18 protein-coding genes are annotated in these 19,289 nt (G+C 31.3%); 9 read left to right on the forward strand and 9 right to left on the reverse strand.

What is annotated here, in order from left to right:
* Positions 1 to 7 precede the first annotated feature (7 nt).
* The 6 genes from JM80_RS12075 (at position 8) to JM80_RS12100 (ending at position 5,643) form a co-directional block, all read left to right on the forward strand.
* Entirely contained in the window at positions 8 to 517 is a 510-nt protein-coding gene (locus JM80_RS12075; protein WP_144710314.1) for a DUF6155 family protein, read from the forward strand.
* Between the two features lie 149 nt (positions 518 to 666).
* Entirely contained in the window at positions 667 to 2,178 is a 1,512-nt protein-coding gene (locus JM80_RS12080) for a DEAD/DEAH box helicase (RefSeq protein WP_013622494.1), read from the forward strand.
* A 10-nt stretch (positions 2,179 to 2,188) separates the two neighbouring features.
* Positions 2,189 to 3,427 carry a glycosyltransferase gene (locus JM80_RS12085; protein WP_144710316.1) on the forward strand — a complete coding sequence of 413 codons (1,239 nt, stop codon included), beginning with the start codon at positions 2,189 to 2,191 and terminating at the stop codon, positions 3,425 to 3,427.
* Positions 3,428 to 3,438: 11 nt separating this feature from the next.
* Positions 3,439 to 4,281 carry a 1,4-dihydroxy-2-naphthoyl-CoA synthase gene (locus JM80_RS12090; protein ID WP_170932137.1) on the forward strand — a complete coding sequence of 281 codons (843 nt, stop codon included), beginning with the start codon at positions 3,439 to 3,441 and terminating at the stop codon, positions 4,279 to 4,281.
* A gap of 235 nt (positions 4,282 to 4,516) precedes the next feature.
* The gene (locus tag JM80_RS12095) at positions 4,517 to 4,987 is read left to right on the forward strand and encodes an OsmC family protein (RefSeq protein WP_075695615.1); all 471 of its coding nucleotides are present in this window, start codon (positions 4,517 to 4,519) and stop codon (positions 4,985 to 4,987) included.
* A gap of 44 nt (positions 4,988 to 5,031) precedes the next feature.
* The gene (locus tag JM80_RS12100; protein ID WP_013622490.1) at positions 5,032 to 5,643 is read left to right on the forward strand and encodes a DEAD/DEAH box helicase; all 612 of its coding nucleotides are present in this window, start codon (positions 5,032 to 5,034) and stop codon (positions 5,641 to 5,643) included.
* A 135-nt stretch (positions 5,644 to 5,778) separates the two neighbouring features.
* On the opposite strand, the gene JM80_RS12105 is transcribed toward JM80_RS12100, so the two are convergent.
* Positions 5,779 to 7,275 carry a YfcC family protein gene (locus JM80_RS12105; RefSeq protein ID WP_144710320.1) on the reverse strand — a complete coding sequence of 499 codons (1,497 nt, stop codon included), beginning with the start codon at positions 7,273 to 7,275 and terminating at the stop codon, positions 5,779 to 5,781.
* Positions 7,276 to 7,341: 66 nt separating this feature from the next.
* On the opposite strand from JM80_RS12105, the gene JM80_RS12110 reads away from it, so the two are divergent.
* Entirely contained in the window at positions 7,342 to 8,007 is a 666-nt protein-coding gene (locus JM80_RS12110; RefSeq protein ID WP_144710321.1) for a uracil-DNA glycosylase, read from the forward strand.
* 13 nt (positions 8,008 to 8,020) lie between these two features.
* Here the strand turns inward: JM80_RS12110 and JM80_RS12115 are convergent, their stop codons facing one another.
* The 5 genes from JM80_RS12115 to JM80_RS12135 all read right to left on the reverse strand — a co-directional run bounded on the left by JM80_RS12115 (position 8,021) and on the right by JM80_RS12135 (position 12,146).
* On the reverse strand, positions 8,021 to 8,866 hold the full coding sequence (locus tag JM80_RS12115; protein WP_144710324.1) for a substrate-binding domain-containing protein: 846 nt from the start codon (positions 8,864 to 8,866) through the stop codon (positions 8,021 to 8,023).
* Between the two features lie 5 nt (positions 8,867 to 8,871).
* Positions 8,872 to 9,738 (reverse strand): nucleoside phosphorylase, encoded by an 867-nt coding sequence (locus JM80_RS12120; protein WP_144710325.1) that lies wholly within the window; start codon positions 9,736 to 9,738, stop codon positions 8,872 to 8,874.
* A 1-nt stretch (position 9,739) separates the two neighbouring features.
* A complete protein-coding gene (locus JM80_RS12125) occupies positions 9,740 to 10,672 on the reverse strand; it encodes a DUF1835 domain-containing protein (RefSeq protein ID WP_144710327.1) in 933 nt (310 codons plus the stop codon).
* A 69-nt stretch (positions 10,673 to 10,741) separates the two neighbouring features.
* The gene (locus JM80_RS12130) at positions 10,742 to 11,071 is read right to left on the reverse strand and encodes a translation initiation factor (RefSeq protein ID WP_013622484.1); all 330 of its coding nucleotides are present in this window, start codon (positions 11,069 to 11,071) and stop codon (positions 10,742 to 10,744) included.
* A gap of 124 nt (positions 11,072 to 11,195) precedes the next feature.
* The gene (locus tag JM80_RS12135) at positions 11,196 to 12,146 is read right to left on the reverse strand and encodes an isopenicillin N synthase family oxygenase (RefSeq protein ID WP_013622483.1); all 951 of its coding nucleotides are present in this window, start codon (positions 12,144 to 12,146) and stop codon (positions 11,196 to 11,198) included.
* A gap of 126 nt (positions 12,147 to 12,272) precedes the next feature.
* Here JM80_RS12135 and JM80_RS12140 point away from each other — a divergent pair, with 126 nt between their 5' ends.
* Positions 12,273 to 14,249, forward strand: coding sequence for a thiamine pyrophosphate-dependent enzyme (locus JM80_RS12140; protein ID WP_144710329.1), 1,977 nt, complete (start codon positions 12,273 to 12,275; stop codon positions 14,247 to 14,249).
* A gap of 59 nt (positions 14,250 to 14,308) precedes the next feature.
* Here JM80_RS12140 and JM80_RS12145 read toward each other — a convergent pair whose 3' ends face one another.
* From JM80_RS12145 to JM80_RS12155, 3 genes are all read right to left on the reverse strand, one after another.
* Positions 14,309 to 14,611 (reverse strand): HPF/RaiA family ribosome-associated protein, encoded by a 303-nt coding sequence (locus JM80_RS12145; protein WP_013622481.1) that lies wholly within the window; start codon positions 14,609 to 14,611, stop codon positions 14,309 to 14,311.
* 198 nt (positions 14,612 to 14,809) lie between these two features.
* Entirely contained in the window at positions 14,810 to 15,115 is a 306-nt protein-coding gene (locus tag JM80_RS12150; RefSeq protein WP_013622480.1) for a hypothetical protein, read from the reverse strand.
* Positions 15,116 to 15,362: 247 nt separating this feature from the next.
* On the reverse strand, positions 15,363 to 15,671 hold the full coding sequence (locus JM80_RS12155) for a hypothetical protein (protein WP_013622479.1): 309 nt from the start codon (positions 15,669 to 15,671) through the stop codon (positions 15,363 to 15,365).
* 267 nt (positions 15,672 to 15,938) lie between these two features.
* Here JM80_RS12155 and JM80_RS12160 point away from each other — a divergent pair, with 267 nt between their 5' ends.
* The gene (locus tag JM80_RS12160) at positions 15,939 to 19,280 is read left to right on the forward strand and encodes a VCBS repeat-containing protein (RefSeq protein WP_144710331.1); all 3,342 of its coding nucleotides are present in this window, start codon (positions 15,939 to 15,941) and stop codon (positions 19,278 to 19,280) included.
* Positions 19,281 to 19,289 lie beyond the last annotated feature (9 nt).

The following is a 19,289-nucleotide window of genomic DNA, read 5'->3' on the forward strand; positions in this document are numbered from 1 at the left end:
TTTTTGTATGAGTAAAAGAGCTTTAAAAAAATATTTATCAGAATTAAAAAAAAGCGAATTAGAAGAACAGTTATTAGGACTTTATGAGAAGTTTCCGGCTGTTAAAGCTTATTATAGTTTTGTTTTTAACCCAAAAGAAGAAAAACTAGTACAAGAAGCCAAGTTAAAAATAGGTAATGAGTATTTTCCTGTAAAACGTAAACGCCCTAGAGCACGCAGATCTGTAGCTCAAAAATATATAAAAAACTTTTTATTGCTAGGGGTAGATGCCCCTTTAGTTGCAGATGTTATGCTGTATAATTTAGAAATTGCTCAAGAATTTTCTGTACACAAAAATGTACCAGATGCTTTTTACAAAAGTATGCTAAACTCTTTTGAGCAAGCTATACAGTACATTGCTCTTAATGCAATTTTGCCAGAGTTTAAAGATCGTATTTTAGTTATTTATAAAAACACACAAGATAATAATTGGATGTTTTCTGACGGATTTTCTAGAGCTTTAGATGCTATAGATTAAATGTAATTATCTTTATTTATCAGCATTTTTTATCAGTTTTATGCTCTAATGTTTTCTAAAAGAACAAAAATCGCCTAATTTAGCAAGGTTTATTTTTAAACTTAAATACATCGTTTTTCTACGATTAATTACAAAATAGGTTATCCAATTTGGAAGAACAGAGAACAACTACAGAAAAAACATTATACGACTACCAACTAGAGGATTTAAACAAAATATTTACATATTTTGATGAAAATCCTGTTGGTACAAACTTGTTGTATCAATTGCCTACCGGTGGCGGAAAAACAGTAGTTTTTTCTGAAATTGCCCGTAGATATATAGCTCAAAAAAATAAAAAAGTTGTAGTACTAACTCACAGAATAGAGCTAAGTGCGCAAACGTCTAAAATGTTAAGCAGTTTTGGCGTAGAAAATAAAGTGATAAATAGTAGTGTTAAAGATTTAAATGATCAAAATAGCTATATGTGCTTTGTAGCTATGGTAGAAACACTAAATAATAGATTACAAGAAGATAATGTAGAGCTAAAAGATATTGGACTTGTTATTATTGATGAGGCTCACTACAACTCTTTTCGTAAGTTATTTAAATACTTTAAAGACTCATCTATACTTGGTGTAACGGCAACACCGCTTAGTTCTAATATTAAGCTACCAATGAAAGACAATTATAAAAAGTTAATCATTGGCGAGTCTATACAATCTTTAATTAAACGTAACTTTTTATCTAGAGCTAACCAATATAGTTATGATGTTGGTTTAAAAACTTTAAAACTGGGTATTAATGGCGATTATACCGTTAAATCATCAGATGAGTTGTATAGCAACCAAACTATGCAAAGTAAGCTATTATCTTCTTATGAAGAATTAGCAAAAGGTACTAAAACACTAATCTTTAACAACGGTATTAGTACATCATACTACGTATATGAAACCTTTAAAAAAGCAGGTTACAACATACGTCATTTAGACAATAAAAATTCTGCTGCAGAACGTAAAGAAATTTTAGAGTGGTTTTCTATAACACCAGACGCTATTTTAACATCTGTAAGTATACTAACTACTGGTTTTGATGAGCCTACGGTAGAAACTATTATTTTAAATAGAGCAACAAGGTCTTTAACGTTATATTTTCAAATGATTGGTCGTGGTTCTCGTGTTACAGAGAATAAAAATGAGTTTACGGTTATAGATTTAGGAAACAATACAAAAAGATTTGGATTGTGGAGTGAGCCTATAGACTGGCAAGAAATCTTTCATTTCCCTGACTTTTTCTTAGAAAATATTAAGAATGATGAAGAAATAGAACGCGATTTTGTTTATGAAATGCCTCAAGCTTTACGAGATGAATTTTCTAAATCTGAAAACATATTTTTTGATATTAAAGCCGAATATAAGGCTGCTTTTGCTAAAGGATTAAAGTCTAAATCGGTTTTGGAAAAAAGTATAGAGCAGCACGCTAAAATATGTGTAGAAAATAGTGAAGATGTTTTTGATGCACGTATTTTGGCTAAGAAGCTTAAAGAAGAAATACAGTACCGTGTTAGACAATATTCTTACTGTATTATGAATAATACTAAGAACTATAAAGAGTGGCTAGAGGAGGATTATGAGCGTAAATTACGATTAAGCATTTCTCAAAAATTTTCATCTAAAATGTAAATCCTTTAGCGTGAAAAATGTTTTATTTATTGGTTTTGTATGGCCAGAGCCTACAACAACGGCAGCTGGCAGTAGAATTCTTCAGCTTATTACATATTTTAAACAGCAAAACTATACAGTAACATTTGCCAGTACAGCAGCTAAATCTGTGTACTCTGTAGATTTTTCATCTTTAGGAGTATCAGAAAAGCAAATACAGCTTAATAACGCTAGTTTTAATGATTTTATAAGCGATTTAAATCCTAATATTGTTGTTTTCGATCGGTTTTTAACAGAAGAGCAATTTGGTTGGCGCGTAGCACAAGTTGTACCAAATGCATTGAGAATTTTAGATACAGAGGATCTTCATTTTTTACGAAAAACAAGAGAAGAAGCTTTTAAAAAAGGAAATAGTACAGTAACAGAAACGCTTTTAAAGGAGCAAGAAATTACAAAGAGAGAAGTTGCAAGCATTTACCGTTGCGATTTTTCTTTACTAATTTCTATGTATGAAGAGCAGTTACTAATAAATACTTTTAAAATTGATAGTTCTTTGTTTCTGCATATTCCTTTTATGTTAAACACAAGTGTAAGCACTAATTTTCCGCTGTTTAAAAACAGAAAAGATTTTGTTTGCATTGGTAATGGTAAACACAAACCTAATGTAGATGCTGTGTTGTGGTTACATAAAGAAATTTGGCCGTTAATACGTAAAGAGCTACCAGAAGTAAACCTACACATTTACGGGGCTTATTTACCGCAGCAAATTACAGAAAAGCATAACCCTAAAACAGGATTTCTTGTGCATGGCTGGGGAGAAAATGTAAACCAAATTATGCAAAAAACTAAAGTAAATTTAGCTCCGTTGCGTTTTGGTGCTGGCATAAAAGGCAAGTTGGTAGATGCTATGTGTAACGGTACACCTAGTGTAACCACACAAATAGGAGCAGAGGGTATGCACGGTGATTTACCTTGGAGTGGAGAAATATCAACTACAGTTAACAGTTTTGTTGCATCTGCTATAAGCTTGTATACCAATGAAACTAAATGGTTGCAAGCTCAAAAAAACGGAGAACAAATTCTAAATACATATTACGCTAAATCTAAATTAGAGGATAAATTATCTAATAAAATTAGTACTTTGCAAAAAGATATAAAAAAGCATAGAAACGCCAATTTTATTGGTAGTTTACTACAGCACCATAGTATGATGAGTACAAAATACTTATCTAAATGGATAGCAGAAAAAGAAAAGAAAAACGAAGCCTAAAATTTATACAAATGAAAAATATTGAGTGGAAAGTAGCTCAGGAGTTTGAAGATATTACGTATAAAAAGTGCAATGGTGTAGCGCGTATAGCGTTTAACAGACCAGATGTACGTAATGCGTTTAGACCAAAAACTACAAGTGAGTTGTACAAAGCATTTTATGATGCACAAGAGGACACATCTATAGGTGTTGTTTTGTTATCTGCAGAAGGGCCTTCTAGTAAAGATGGTGTATACTCTTTTTGCAGTGGTGGAGATCAAAAGGCACGAGGTCACCAAGGGTATGTTGGAGAAGATGGTATGCACAGGTTAAATATTTTAGAAGTTCAACGTTTAATACGTTTTATGACAAAAGTGGTAATTGCCGTTGTTCCTGGTTGGGCTGTTGGTGGTGGCCATAGTTTACATGTGGTTTGCGATTTAACTTTGGCAAGTAAAGAACACGCAATATTTAAACAAACAGATGCAGATGTAACTAGTTTTGATGGAGGATATGGTTCTGCGTATTTAGCTAAAATGGTTGGACAGAAAAAAGCTAGAGAAATTTTCTTTTTAGGTCGTAATTACTCTGCTCAAGATGCTTATGAAATGGGAATGGTTAATGCTGTTATACCACATGATGAGTTAGAAGATACTGCATATGAGTGGGCACAAGAAATACTAGAAAAATCGCCAACATCTATAAAAATGCTAAAGTTTGCAATGAACTTAACAGATGATGGTATGGTTGGGCAGCAAGTTTTTGCAGGTGAAGCAACTAGATTGGCGTATATGACAGAAGAAGCTAAAGAAGGGCGTAATGCATTTTTAGAAAAGCGTAAGCCAGACTTTGGAAAAAACAAATGGATCCCTTAAAATTTAAGATGTAAGTGTTTTTAAATTGAAAAAGAGTCTTGTTGGCAAAAACAAGACTCTTTTTACGAGAACACTATATGAAAATGAAAAATTTATTTACGTTTTAATTACACTACTAAAGTAGCTAAGCTTTGTAGTAAAATAAAATGTATGTTGTTAACCTAATAGTTATTGTTGTGTACCTTTGCAATTATGGTGTGTGGTATAAAATAGCAGCTAATAAATAGTTATAAGAATGAAAAAACACAATTACGAGATAACAGTAGCGTGGACAGGTAATGAGGGTAGTGGTACCCAAAACTATACATCTTATAATAGAAACCATACAATAACAGCAAATCATAAATACGGTGAAATTAAAGGATCATCAGATCCCTCATTTTTAGGTGATAAAACAAAATATAATCCTGAAGACCTTTTTTTATCTTCCTTATCTTCTTGTCATATGCTATGGTATTTACATTTATGCTCTACACATAAAATTGTGGTAAATTCTTATGTAGATAATGCTATTGGCACTATGGAAGAAACTAAAGATGGAAGCGGAAAGTTTACCGGGGTAACTTTACAACCAAAAGTTACAATTACAGATGCTAAAATGTTAGAAAAAGCAAATGAATTACATAAACAAGCTAATAAAATGTGTTTTATAGCAAATTCATGTAATTTTAAAATAGACCACAAACCAAATATAACTGTTTCATAAATTAGTTACTTAGTAAGTACTATACAACTACAAAAAAATATAAGATGTCGTTTAAAAAAATACATCCAGAATTAAAAGAAGCTCTAGAACGTTTAAAAATAACTGAACCAACACCGTTTCAGTCTAAAGTACTCTCAAAAATTAAGGGTGGTGCAAGTATATTTGGTTTAGCTCCTAAAGGATCTGGTAAAACAACAGCTTTGGTTATTAGCACATTACAAAAATTAAAATGTGAAGAGTTTGAAGACGCGCCAAGAGCATTAATTTTTGTAAAGGATAAACAGGCTGCATTAGAACTTAAGCAAGAGTTTGATAAGTTTACTTTTAGAATGTCTATACGTACGTATTGTGCTTATGAAGAGCAAAATATAGACGATCAAAGAGATGATATTTATGATGGTGTAGACATTGTAATTGCCACTCCTAAAAGGCTAAATAAAATATTTTACTCTAATGGTATTAACTTAAATGTATTGCAATTGTTTATTGTAGATGATGCCGAGTTTTTAATTAAACCACATCTGTTTTCTGAAATTATTAGAACACCAGAAAGCATAAACAGGTGTCAATATTTGGTTTTTGGAACCAAGTTTGATGACCGCATGCAACGTATGCAAGATTCATTTATGGCTTCTGCACAGATTGTGAAGTTGTAAAAACTTTAGCTTTAAAAAATAAATTTATTAAGGTTTATAACATAAGTTTGGTATTGTAAACCTTAATTTTTTATGTAGTACTGGCACATAAGTTTAAAACATTACTAAAATGCTTATTATGAGCAATATAATTTGTTATAAATAAACAGACACTGTAAGTACTATCATTAAAAATACAGTTAAAATAGCCACTAAAGGCCACACAAATTTTAACCATTTATTGTAACCCACTTTTACAATTGCTAAAGAAGCAAGTATTAATCCTGTAGGGTTTATAAATTTAAATAGTCCCATACCATATAAGTAAGCATTTACAATCATTTCTCTGCCAATGCCTGTTGTATCTGCTAATGGAGACATAATTGGCATACTTAAAACAGCCATACCAGATGTAGAAGGTATAAAAAATGAAAGTCCGCTATATACTAACATTACCGAGTTAATAAAGATTCCTTTTTCCATACCATTGGTAACACTAGATGCGTAGTACAATAATGTATCTCCAATTGCACCATCTTGCATTAAAACCGTTACACCTTTAGCAATACCTATAATAAAAGCTACGCCTAGTAATTCTCCGGCTCCTTTTACAAAAGTATCTATAAACTGTGCTTCTTTAATTTTTGCAATAACACCAATAATAATAGAACCTACTAAAAATACCGTTGTCATTTCTACAAACCACCAATCTAAACTAGATACTCCATAAACCATTATAACAAAACAAGCTGTAAATACAAGTAATATTAAACGTAGTCTTGCTGTTAATTTTAAGTTAGTCTTGCTAGCGTCTGATCTAAACAAATGTTCAATTTCAGCTTTTTGATCATAAATAATAGACTTGGTAGGGTCTTTTTTAACACGTTGTGCATATCTAATAATGTAGATAATACAAATTACCAGTCCTAAAATTAAAGTAATAACTCTACCATCTATACCAGATGTCCAGTTTATACCTGCAGCATTAGATGCTATAATAACACTAAACGGATTTATAGTAGAAGCCAAAGTTCCTATACAAGATCCAATATAAATAGATGCTAATGCAACCATTGCATCATATTTTGCAGCTAAAAATATAGGAATTAAAATAGGGTAGAAGGCTATTGTTTCTTCTTCTAAACCAAAAGTTGTTCCACCCATAGCAATAAGGAAAGTAACTAATATTATTAGTATATACTCTTTTCCTTGTAGTTTTTGAGCCAACCAAGCAATTCCGGCATCAAAAGCACCAGTTAAATTCATAATAGCTATTAAACCACCAATAATTAGCACTAGAAAAATAATATCTGCTGCTTCTATAATTCCTTTTATGGGTGATTTTAAAAATGAAGTTACTCCTTGTGGCTGAGCATCAATTTGTTTGTAAGTGTCTGGTATACCAATAGGTTTTCTTATATCTCCGTTTTTAAATTTTTCCAAAGGAATATTTATATGTAACGTAGTTAAGGTTTCTTGCGTAGCTGGCAGTGTTGTAGGCGTATCTTCGCCATACCTTATAAATGTATTATCTGTTTCACTATAAGTTAACGTATCATATTTACCAGCCGGAACCAAATAAGTTAAAACAGCAACTAATGCTGCAATTACTAGTAATATGGCTTGTGCAGAAGGGAACTTTAATTTTTTCAATGCGTAAATTTTTTCAAGGGTTTAAAGATAATATTATTTTAGTGGATTAATTAGTTTTGATAAAGAATGAAAGCAAACGTATCTAAAAGTTGGAGTCCTATTATTTTACCAGAGTTAAAAAAAGAATATTTTAAAGAACTAACTACCTTCGTTACTAAAGAATATAAAACAAACACATGCTATCCGGCAACAGAAGATATTTTTGCTGCATTTAACTATTCTTCTTTTAATACCACTAAAATTGTAATTATTGGTCAAGATCCGTACCACGGTCCACACCAAGCAAACGGATTGTGTTTTTCTGTTAAAGACGGTATTAAACATCCACCATCATTAATAAATATTTTTAAAGAATTAGAGTCCGATTTAAATATACCGTATCCTAAGAGTGGTAATTTAGAACGATGGGCAAAACAAGGAGTACTTTTGTTAAATGCCACATTAACTGTTAGAGCACACGAGGCTGGTAGTCATCAAAAAAAAGGATGGGAAACGTTTACAGATACTATTATTAAAAAAATATCTGATGAAAAAGAAGGTGTTATTTTTTTACTTTGGGGTGGTTTTGCTAAGAAAAAATCGAAATTAATAGATACTAAAAAGCATCATATTTTAACAAGCGGTCATCCATCACCATTAAGTGCAAACAGAGGGTATTGGTTTGGAAATAAACATTTTAGTACTGCTAATACCATTCTAAAAGATAGTGGCAAAACGCTAATAGAATGGTAATTAAGCTAATTTATTAGAGTAAAATAGTACTACTGTCTAATTTCTTATCAATTAAATCTAAGGAAAGCAGTGTGTCTTGTACTTTTTCTAAGGTTTTTGTGTTTAGTTGTGATTGGCTCCAACGTGTTTTAGACAACCATTCTTGTATATCATCTAACTTTTGCTCATATCTATTAGCTAAAGTCCTATCTATACTTGGTATGGTTTTAAATTCTTCTGTATACATATTAATTACCTCTAATATGTGTTGTAGTGTACCAGAATTTTCTGTAATAAAACTATCTGTTGCTGCAATCACAAAACAAGGCCAAGGAGTAGGGCAGTCTGCCACTCTCCTAAAAGTTCCATTATCTACTAAAGGCTTTGTTGTAAAATGTTCCCACATAAAATAATCAGCAGTACCTTTTGTTAACCCTTCTACAGCGCCATCTAAATTATTAATAACTTCAAATTGTAATTTGCTAGTATCCCAACCTTCATTTTGTGCATTTACATAAGCCATTAAATGACTACCACTCCCAAACCTACTAATTGCAGCTTTGGTGTTTATAAGATCCTCTATTGTCTGGTACTCACTATTTACACCTACATGAATTCCCCACAAAAGAGGTGTAGCAATATACTCTTGTACAATTTTAGCTTTTGTACCTGCAGTAATACTTTTTACTAAACCTTCTGTAAGTATAATAGCTATATCTGTTTCATTATCAGCAAGCATTTGGCACATTCTTCCTGTACCTTCAGGAATATCTGTCCATTCTAAATTAATACCTCGGTCTTTAAAGGCATTTTCTTCTATGGCTAAATGCCAAGGTAAATTAAAATGCTCTGGAACTCCTATTATTTTTACTGTCTTCAATAGTATTATGTTAGCTTGTTTAGCGTATATTTTATTAATTCTTCTACAGTTTCTGATGGTGTTACAGAAAACTCTCCATTAGCTCTATTGGCTAAAATAGCATTTAAAGAAAGTGCGTTATGTCCTAATAATTTGGCCAAGCCATAAATACCAGCAGTCTCCATTTCTAAATTGGTAACTTTTAAATTGTTATATCTAAAAGAAGCTATTTTACTATTTAAATCATTATCCTGAGTGTTTAAACGTAAAACCCTGCCTTGAGGACCATAAAAACCAACATTTGTAGCGGTAAAACCTTTTACAAACTTATCTGAGTATATTTTATCTGCCAATTCTGTGCTACAAGTAACCACATAAGGCGTAGATTTTTCTTTAGCCCAATTTGTATGTGCTACAAAAGCATCTTGTACTGCTGTATTTTGTACGTGTTTACTATCGTAAAACTGTAATAAACTATCTAAACCAATAGCATATTCACTTAGTAAAAAAGAATTTATTGGAATATCTGCTTGTATTGCACCAGATGTACCAATTCTAACAATATCCAAACTTGTTTTTTCTTCTTTAATAGTTCTTGTGGTAAAATCTATATTTACCAAAGCGTCTAATTCGTTTAAAACAATATCTATATTGTCTGTACCAATACCTGTAGAAATAACAGAAATACGTTTCCCATTAAGCACACCAGTATGTGTAACAAACTCTCTTTTACCTTTTTTTAGTTCAATAGTATCAAAATATTTAGAAACTTCACCAACTCTGTCAGGGTCACCAACTGTAATTATGGTAGTTGCTATGTCTTCTGGTAATATATTAAGGTGATAAATGCTATTGTCAGCATTTAAAATTAACTCCGATGGACTTAATTGCATATTATAATTTAAGGATTCTGTCTGTGTTGGTGTTGTACAAAAAGTTGTACTTTAATGCACCACCCAGGTAAATGTTATTGTCTTGTATACAAGAGTAATAACTTGTTTGTTGTTCTAGTATTTCTTTTCCTTTTTTTGTTAATTTAACTGGATTAAAAGAGCCAAATAAAGGTTTTAAAGAAGTTATCATTTTTTGATATTGAATATCTCCAAAACCATAACTATTATCTGCTAATAACAGTTTTTTTACAAACTCGTTTTTGGTTTTTGGTTTTTGGGCTGATGCCAATTCTAAAAGATTATTTTCTATTGAATTTAACCCATTTTTAATTGAAGGGAAACGCTGTAAATGTAATTCTATAGCTTTTTCTAGGTAAGGAAACCTATATTTAGCAAAATCTGTTAAGTTTTCTAACCTTATTGGGTTATCACTACAATACAATTGCCATATATAATCTGCATATTCTATATCGTCCTGACGTAAAAAAGTACGTTCTTCATAATGATTTAGTAATTGCTCATCTGTTAACTCAGCTAAACTAAAAAGTTTAGATTGGCCTTCAATTTCACCACTACAAACTACAGATATTTCTGCATATCTGCGGTGCATTTTTAGCCAACTTACTACAGCAAGCATATTAATTTGGCAAAATAAATCATACTCAAACCACAAAACTATTTTATCTTCTTTTTTGTGATTACATAAAGACCTATACTCTTTTAAAGTAAGATCTATAAATTTTGCTTTTGAAACCTTATAGTTTTTGCTTAAAAAATCGAACCTAGTTTTCCAGAAACTTTCACTACCTACATTGTTTAATGTTTTGCCTTCGCACAACATTTCATTCCAGGTAATAATGTCTCCTTTAATAGGCAAGTTTTTCAATCTATCTGTAAAGTTTCCTCCGTTGGTTATGTGTAAGGTAGAACTCATAGTAGTATTCTAGATTTGAACTCTTAAAATTACATTTTTATCTAAATAATCAAAAAAAAATTAACAATTTTAACCGCCAACGCGTTTTACGTTAAAACCTTTCTCTTTTAATATGCTCATTATCTGATCTCTGTAGTCGCCTTGAATAATAATACTATCATTTTTAAAACTACCACCAACACTAAGTTTTTGCTTTAGTTCTTTGGCCAAAAGTTTAAAATCTTTATCGGCTCCAGTGTACCCTTCTAATATGGTAATAGGTTTTCCTTTACGTTTTTCATACTTGCAAATAATAGGGTCGTCTTGCAACCAAATATCACTTTTAGGAGTCTCTTTTTCTGTTTCTTCTGATGGTTTATGATCTGGAAAAAGATTTTTTAATTGGTCTTGTAAGTCCATTGTATTAAAATATTGGTTTAATGCTTATTTAGGGTTTTTATCAATATAAAAAAGAAAAAACAACCAAATACTGGAGTTTTAAATGCCAATATTTAGTTGTTTTGTATAGTTATTTTTTAAATTATTACTTTTTAATAAGTCCTAATTCTATTAATCTTTCGTGTAAAAATTCACCAGCAGTAATATCATCAAACTGTTTAGGGTTATTTTCATCTACACAATTTTCTAAGCAATTTAGCGGCATTTCACTAACTGGGTGCATAAAAAATGGAATAGAGTAACGAGAAGTTCCCCAAAGCTCTTTAGGCGGATTAACAACTTGGTGTATGGTAGATTTTAATTTGTTATTTGTTAGTCTAGACAACATATCACCTACATTAATCATTAACTGATCTGGGCGTGCAATAGCATCTACCCATTCACCATTGTGGTTTTTAACTTGCAAACCTTTACCATGTGCACCCATTAACAATGTAATAAGGTTAATATCTCCGTGAGCTGCTGCACGTACTGCATTTTTAGGCTCATCTTTAATAGGTGGGTAATGTATAGGTCTTAAAATAGAATTACCGTTTTTAATGTAATCATCAAAATAAGTTTCTTCTAAATTTAAGTGTAAAGCAAGTGCTCTAAGCACATATTTAGCTGTTTTTTCTAACATTTTAAATGTTTCTTTACCAACAGCATTAAATTTTGGTTGCTCTTTTACAATAACATTGTCTGGGTATTCTGCTTCTAATTTAGGATCATTTTCTACATACTGTCCAAAATGCCAAAATTCTTTTAAATCTCCTTCTTTTTTACCTTTAGCGTGCTCCTTACCAAAAGAAGTATAGCCACGCTGACCGCCAATACCTTCAATTTCATAGCTGTCTTTTAATTCTTGAGGCTGATTAAAAAAGATTTTAATTTCTTCATATAAATCTGCCACTAACTCATCAGATAAAAAGTGGCCACTTAAGGCAACAAAACCTATGTTTTCAAAAGCACTACCAATTTCCTTGATAAACTTTTCTTTTTGTGTCTTGTCGTCAGATAAAAATTCCTGTAAATTGACACTTGGAATAGAACTCATCGTTTAATATTTTTTATATTCAAATTTAATAATAATCTAACATTTTCTGATAAATTATTAATTTTTGTAACAACATCTCTTCTTATTTGTTACTTTTAATTCTCAATTTATAAAATTTTCCGCTAAATGGAATTCAATAACGAAACAATTTCTTCAGAAGAACAGTTATTACTGTACAAACGTATGATAAAGCCACGTTTAATTGAAGAAAAAATGCTTATTTTATTGCGTCAGGGCAAAATTTCTAAGTGGTTTAGTGGTATTGGTCAGGAGGCCATTGCTGTTGGCGTAACTAGTGCCTTACAAAAAAACGAATATATTCTTCCTATGCACCGTAATTTAGGGGTGTTTACAACAAGGGACATTCCTTTATATAGGTTATTTTCTCAGTGGCAAGGAAAAGCAAACGGGTTTACTAAGGGTAGAGATCGTAGTTTTCATTTTGGAACACAAGAATTTAATATTGTTGGGATGATATCTCACCTTGGTCCGCAATTAGGTGTAGCAGACGGTATTGCTTTGGCAAATAAGTTAAAAGATAATAGCAAGGTAACAGCTGTATTTACAGGAGAAGGCGCTACCAGCGAAGGTGATTTTCACGAGGCTTTAAACGTTGCTGCTGTATGGCAATTACCTGTTTTATTTTGTATTGAAAACAATGGCTACGGCTTATCTACACCAACTAAAGAACAATATTACTGTGAACATCTTGTAGATAAAGGTATAGGTTACGGCATAGAGTCTCACCAAATAGATGGTAACAATATATTAGAGGTTTACGGTAAAGTAACTAAATTGTGTGAGAGTATTAGAAAAAATCCTAGACCCATATTAATAGAATTTTTAACTTTTAGAATGCGTGGTCATGAAGAGGCTAGTGGCACTGCTTATGTACCAAATTCATTGTTAGATGAATGGGCAAAAAAAGATCCAATAGCTAATTACGAAGCTTTTTTAAAAAATAATAACATTTTAACAGACGATTTAATTGCAACCATAAAGGCAGATTTTAAAGCTGAAATTAATGACAATTTACAAGTTGCTTTTGATGAACCAGCAATAACATCTACCATAGAAAACGAATTAAATGATGTGTGCAAACCATTTGATTTTAAAGCTATTACACCTACAGATAATGTTAAAAACATACGATTGGTTGATGCCATATCTGAAGGCTTAAAGCAAGCTATGGATAAGTATGAAAACCTTGTTATTATGGGGCAAGATGTAGCAGAATATGGCGGTGTTTTTAAAATTACCGAAGGTTTTGTAGCAGAGTTTGGAACAGAACGGGTACGCAATACTCCAATTTGTGAATCTGCAATTGTATCTACAGCAATGGGGTTATCTATTAACGGGCACAAAGCTGTTGTAGAAATGCAATTTGCAGATTTTGTAAGTAGTGGTTTTAATCCTATTGTAAACTTGTTAGCTAAATCTCATTACAGATGGGCAGAAAAAGCAGATGTAGTGGTGCGTATGCCATGTGGTGGCGGTGTGGGAGCAGGGCCATTTCATTCACAAACAAATGAAGCTTGGTTTACAAAAACACCAGGTTTAAAAGTAGTTTACCCAGCTTTTCCTTATGATGCTAAAGGATTGTTAGCTACAGCAATAGAAGATCCAAATCCGGTTTTATTTTTTGAACACAAAGCACTGTACAGGAGCGTTTACCAAGATGTTCCAGAAGATTATTATACTTTACCAATTGGAAAAGCAAGCCTAATTAAAGAAGGTACTGCTGTAACTATTGTTAGTTATGGAGCTGGTGTGCATTGGGCATTAGAAAGTTTAGAAAACACACCAGAAATTAGTGCAGACCTAATAGACTTAAGAACTTTAACTCCTTTAGATAAAGAAGCTATTTATACATCTGTTAAAAAAACAGGCCGACTTATAATTTTACAAGAAGATAGTATGTTTGGTGGTATTGCTAGTGATATATCTGCAATGGTAATGGAAGACTGTTTTGAGTATTTAGATGCGCCAGTAAAGCGTGTGGCAAGTATAGAAACCCCAATACCTTTTGCAAAAGACTTAGAAACAAAATACCAACCAAAACAAAGGTTTATTACAGAATTAAAAAAACTGTTAGCATACTAATATACTAACAGTTTTTTTACAATTTAGACGTTGCTAAAAGTTAAAATGGAAACAGATTATTAATGTGTTTTCATTTTAGCTTTTCTCTTTTCTAATTGTCTGCTTAAATCATCTATACTAGATGTAATTGCGGCTTCATAAGATGCCTCACTAGATTCTGAAAATAATCTAGGTCCAGGAGCGCTTAACCTTACACCAATTACTTTTCCTTTTTCAGGAGAAGATGTATTCTCTTTTTTAAAAAAAATGTCTGCACTTACAATAAAATCATACTTGTTTAAAAGTTTATCAATTTTTTTTGCGGCTAATATTTCCAAACGGTTACTTGCAGTAACACCATCGTAGTGAAAGTTTATGTTCATAGGTCTAGTATTTTATTTGAAGATACATATAGTACACTAAAAAATCAAATGTTTAAACCTAATATTATATTAAAGTTAAAAATTTGTCTACGTTATAAAATTTAAGGTATTAAAAATTAATAGTTTGTATGTTTATTAAAAATAAAAAAAGCGCAGCTAAAATAGCTACGCTTTTAATAAATTAATGATTTTAAGCAATTACTCTTGCAATTCTAAATCAGTAATAATACTTGTTGTTACTTCTTCTTCCGTTTCATCATCTACTACCGTTTCAGATTCATACGTAATTGTAAATGTTTTACCTTTAAAAGCATCGTCAGACAAGTCGTACTTACCTAATGCTTCAGAACTTACTCCTTGAAATTCCAAAGTAGATCCATCTTCTGCAGAAAATTGATATACTTCGTTGTCATAACCAGAATAGGTAGCAGTTACGCTTTCTGTTGATACTAAAGATGTTACAGCCGTAGCTAATGCAAATAATACAATTGATAAAGTTTTCATAGTGTTCAAATTAATTTAGGGTTAATAACTGTTATATCTACGCGTTAAAAAATGCTTTAGATGTTATAAAAAATGGTTTTATCATTTTTTTAATATTAAATTGTTACATTTTTAACAAAAATTATTTACTTAACTAACTGTTTATTAGGTAATTATTAAAAATGTAAGAAAATATGTTAAATTTTAGTTTTATTACTAGCTAATAGTAAAAAGCGTTGCAGACTAGCAACGCTTTTTGTTGTTTTAATTACTCTTCTAATAATGTTAAGTCAGTTAAAATGTTTTTTACTTCCTCCTCTTCAGTTTCATCATTAGTGTAAGTAACCACCTCATAGGTTACCTTGAATGTTTTTCCTTTAAAAGACTCGTCTAACAAGTCATATTTCTCTAAAGTTTCCGGACTTACTTCATCAAACTCCATTGTTTGTCCTTCATCTGTAGTAAACACATACATTTCATCTTCAAAACCATCGTAGGTTCCCGTAAATGATGCTGTTGTAAACGTAGTTGTAACAGCAGTTGCTAAAGCAAATAAAATAATACTTAGTGTTCTCATTGTGTTTTGTTTAAGGTTAAACCTTATTTACGTTTTAGCTATAATTCTTGGATGTTGTTTAGGTCCTTAAAATGACAAATAATTTCACTTTTTTTGTGTTAAAAATTCCAATTAAAAGTTAGTTGTTTTAACTCCCATATTTTACTGGTAGTTTGGGCTTATGGTTGCACAAATAGTTGTTTTTAAAAGCAAAAAAAATGTGTCATTATTTTAAAATTTCTTCTAAAACTTTTTTTATAACTTGCCTTTTATAAAAAACTAACCATTTTGAAACACATATTACTAATTTGTGCAGTGGTATTACTTACTACCTCATGTAATAAATCTACTAGCAACAATAGGTTTACTTTACTGCAAACATCTGCTACTAATGTTGAGTTTAACAATACTATTACGGGTAATGACAGTTTAAACATTGTTACGTTTCAGTACATATATAATGGAGGAGGAGTTGGTATTGGTGACTTTAACAACGATGGTTTACAAGATGTAGTTTTTACAGGTAACCAAGTATCTTCCAAAATATATTTAAATAATGGAGGGTTAACTTTTAAAGATATATCCCAAGCTGCAAATTTTACTACAACTTCATGGGTAACAGGCGTTACTGTTATAGATATTAATGCAGATGGTTGGGATGATATTTATTTAAGTGTAGGCGGACCAAATTGCAGTGGCAATTGCAACAATTTACTTTTTATTAATAATGGGTTAACTAAAAACGGAATACCAACATTTACAGAAGAAGCTGCTGCTTACCAATTAAACGACCCTAACAATAGTCAGCAAGCCGTATTTTTTGATTATGATTTAGATGGAGACTTAGATGTATTTATTATTCACAATGGGAGCTCTCGTTTTTCTCAAAATTCACCTGTTCCTAAACATTATTATACCAAAGAGCTAGCAGATTATTTATTGCGTAATGATAGCGTAGAGGGTATAAAACATCCTGTTTTTACAAATGTATCAGACAGTTTAGGGATTAAACACAAAGGATTTTCTTTGGGTGTAGCTGTACAGGACTTTAATAATGATGATTTACCAGATATTTATGTATCTAATGATTTTTTAACTGAAGATTTAGTGTATATAAATAATGGTGTAGATACTGTTACTCATAAGCACAAAGGGTTTGCAGAATTTAATAAAGAATTGTTAAGTGTACAAAGCTTTAATGGTATGGGAGTAGATGTTGCAGACGTAACTAACTCTGGCTACCCAGATATTATGGTTGTAGATATGTTACCTAAAAGCTACAAGCGGCAAAAAAGTATGTTAGGTCCACATAATTATGATAAATTTTTAACTGCACAACGCAACAATTATAGTTCACAATTTATGCGTAATACGTTGCAAATACATAATGGATTGTTAAACAATGCTGTTGTACAAGCTAGTGAAACAGCTAAATTTTCTGGCGTAGCAGCTACAGATTGGAGCTGGTCTCCTATGATGGTAGATTTTGATAATGATGGCGATAAAGACATTTATATTACTAATGGATATGTAAAGGATATTACAGATTTAGATTTTATAAACTACTCTAAGCAAAGCACAATTTTTGGATCAGAAACAGCTAAAAACAAACAGTTGTCTGCACTTATTTCTAAAGCTCCTGGTGTTTTTATTCCTAATTATTTTTATGAAAACACCAATAATTTAAAATTTAAAGACGTTAGTAAACAATGGGGGAGTACAGAAAAATCTTTTAGTAATGGCGCAGCTTTTGCAGATTTAGATAATGATGGCGACTTAGATATTGTTGTAAATAACATTAGCCAAAAGGCTTTTATTTTACAAAACAATACAACAGATCTAACTACTGAGTCCAATTTTTTAAGATTAAAATTAAAAGGAAACAAAAAAAATAGTAAAGCTATTGGAACAAAAATTAAATTATGGTCTAATGGCAATATGCAAACACAATATCAATCTCTTACACGCGGGTATTTGTCCTCTGTAGAACCTATTATTCATTTTGGAATAAAAGATACTATTGTAGACTCTTTACATATAATATGGCCAAATAAACAAATAACAAAGGTATATAATCCTAAAATAAACACTGTTTTAGAGGTAGGTATTAAATATGCTAAAGTAACTAATAATACATCTGCTTTAGAATTAGCCTTATTAAAAAATAACACATCAATTTTACCATTTAAACACCAAGAAAATAGTGGTCATGATTACGTTTCTCAACATTTGTTAATGAGTCAGTACTCTAAACTAGGACCGTGTATAGCGGCAGCAAATATTAATAAAGCCTTGGGAGATGAGCTTTTTATTGGTGGTAGTAAAGGCCAGCCGTCTACTATATGGACTCAAAATAAAGATGGCATTTATCAAATTACACAAAAGTTAGATAGTATATATGAAGATGCAGACGCTGTATTTATAGATATTGATAATGATAAGGATTTAGACCTTTTTGTGGCTAGTGGTGGAGCAGAGTTTGATAGCAACTCTAATGTTTTACAAGACAGAATTTATATTAATAATGGTATTGGACAATTTACATTGACGAATAATAACTTACCAAAGCTACAAAATATAGGTTCTTGCATTGCGGCTAATGATTATGATAAAGACGGAGATATAGATGTTTTTGTTGGTAGCAGATTGGTAAAAGGAAGCTACCCAACTGCGCCAAATAGTAGCTTATTACAAAACAATGCAGGCGTTTTTAGTACTGTTAAAAACGATGAACTAACCACAATAGGAATGGTTACAGATGCAACCTGGCAAGACGTTAATAATGACGGTTGGCAAGATTTGATTGTAGTAGGCGAGTGGATGTCTATTTCAATTTTTATAAACAACAATGGCACTTTAAAAAAGATTACTCCTAACTGGGTAAATACAGGAAATAAGACTACAGAAGTTTCGGGTTGGTGGAATACGATAAAAGCAGGTGATTTTGACAATGATGGTGATATAGATTTTATTGCTGGAAACCAAGGAGAAAATAGTTTTGTTTGTCCAGAAGAGAACAAACCAGTGTATGTATACAAGCAAGATTTTGATAAAAATGGTAGTATAGATCCAATAATTGCTCAGTATTTTACAGATTTAGATAAAAATAACGTTTTGTTACCAGTACAAACAAGAGATGATATTGTAAAACAATTGGTGGTATTAAAGCAAAAGTATAGTAGCTATGCAGCATTTTCAAATCCTTCTTTTACAGAATTATTAGAAATAAAAAACCTAAAAGAAGAAACCTTAAAAGCAACTACATTTGCAAGCGTTTATATAGAAAACTTGGGCAATAACACCTTTATAATTAATAAACTACCTAATATTTGTCAGCTTGCACCAATAAATGATATTCTTATTAAAGACATAGATAAAGATGGATTTTTAGATGCTCTTTTGGTTGGCAACAACACTACTTCTGAAACTGTATACGGGTTTACAAGAGCCATAAAAGGTATCTACCTAAAAGGAAGTAAAACAGGATTTAATGTGGTAAACAATAGTGAATCTGGTTTTTATGTTCCAGAACAATCCAATCATATTATTGAAGCAAAAACAGCCACAAATAGTAGTCTTATTATAGCCACACAAAACAATACTATAGCTAAAAGTTTTTACATCAACTAAAACGTATAA

This window comes from Cellulophaga sp. RHA_52 (genome assembly GCF_007827205.1).
Lineage (GTDB): Bacteria > Bacteroidota > Bacteroidia > Flavobacteriales > Flavobacteriaceae > Cellulophaga > Cellulophaga lytica.

What these genes read in the sequence shown, in the direction of transcription:
- JM80_RS12075 (WP_144710314.1), top strand. Translation starts at nt 8, where the DNA reads ATGAGTAAAAGAGCTTTAAAAAAATATTTATCAGAATTAAAAAAAAGC.
- JM80_RS12090 (WP_170932137.1), top strand. Translation starts at nt 3,439, where the DNA reads ATGAAAAATATTGAGTGGAAAGTAGCTCAGGAGTTTGAAGATATTACG.
- JM80_RS12095 (WP_075695615.1), top strand. Translation starts at nt 4,517, where the DNA reads ATGAAAAAACACAATTACGAGATAACAGTAGCGTGGACAGGTAATGAG.
- JM80_RS12100 (WP_013622490.1), top strand. Translation starts at nt 5,032, where the DNA reads ATGTCGTTTAAAAAAATACATCCAGAATTAAAAGAAGCTCTAGAACGT.
- JM80_RS12110 (WP_144710321.1), top strand. Translation starts at nt 7,342, where the DNA reads ATGAAAGCAAACGTATCTAAAAGTTGGAGTCCTATTATTTTACCAGAG.
- JM80_RS12120 (WP_144710325.1), bottom strand. Translation starts at nt 9,738, where the DNA reads ATGCAATTAAGTCCATCGGAGTTAATTTTAAATGCTGACAATAGCATT.
- JM80_RS12125 (WP_144710327.1), bottom strand. Translation starts at nt 10,672, where the DNA reads ATGAGTTCTACCTTACACATAACCAACGGAGGAAACTTTACAGATAGA.
- JM80_RS12130 (WP_013622484.1), bottom strand. Translation starts at nt 11,071, where the DNA reads ATGGACTTACAAGACCAATTAAAAAATCTTTTTCCAGATCATAAACCA.
- JM80_RS12135 (WP_013622483.1), bottom strand. Translation starts at nt 12,146, where the DNA reads ATGAGTTCTATTCCAAGTGTCAATTTACAGGAATTTTTATCTGACGAC.
- JM80_RS12140 (WP_144710329.1), top strand. Translation starts at nt 12,273, where the DNA reads ATGGAATTCAATAACGAAACAATTTCTTCAGAAGAACAGTTATTACTG.
- JM80_RS12145 (WP_013622481.1), bottom strand. Translation starts at nt 14,611, where the DNA reads ATGAACATAAACTTTCACTACGATGGTGTTACTGCAAGTAACCGTTTG.
- JM80_RS12150 (WP_013622480.1), bottom strand. Translation starts at nt 15,115, where the DNA reads ATGAAAACTTTATCAATTGTATTATTTGCATTAGCTACGGCTGTAACA.
- JM80_RS12155 (WP_013622479.1), bottom strand. Translation starts at nt 15,671, where the DNA reads ATGAGAACACTAAGTATTATTTTATTTGCTTTAGCAACTGCTGTTACA.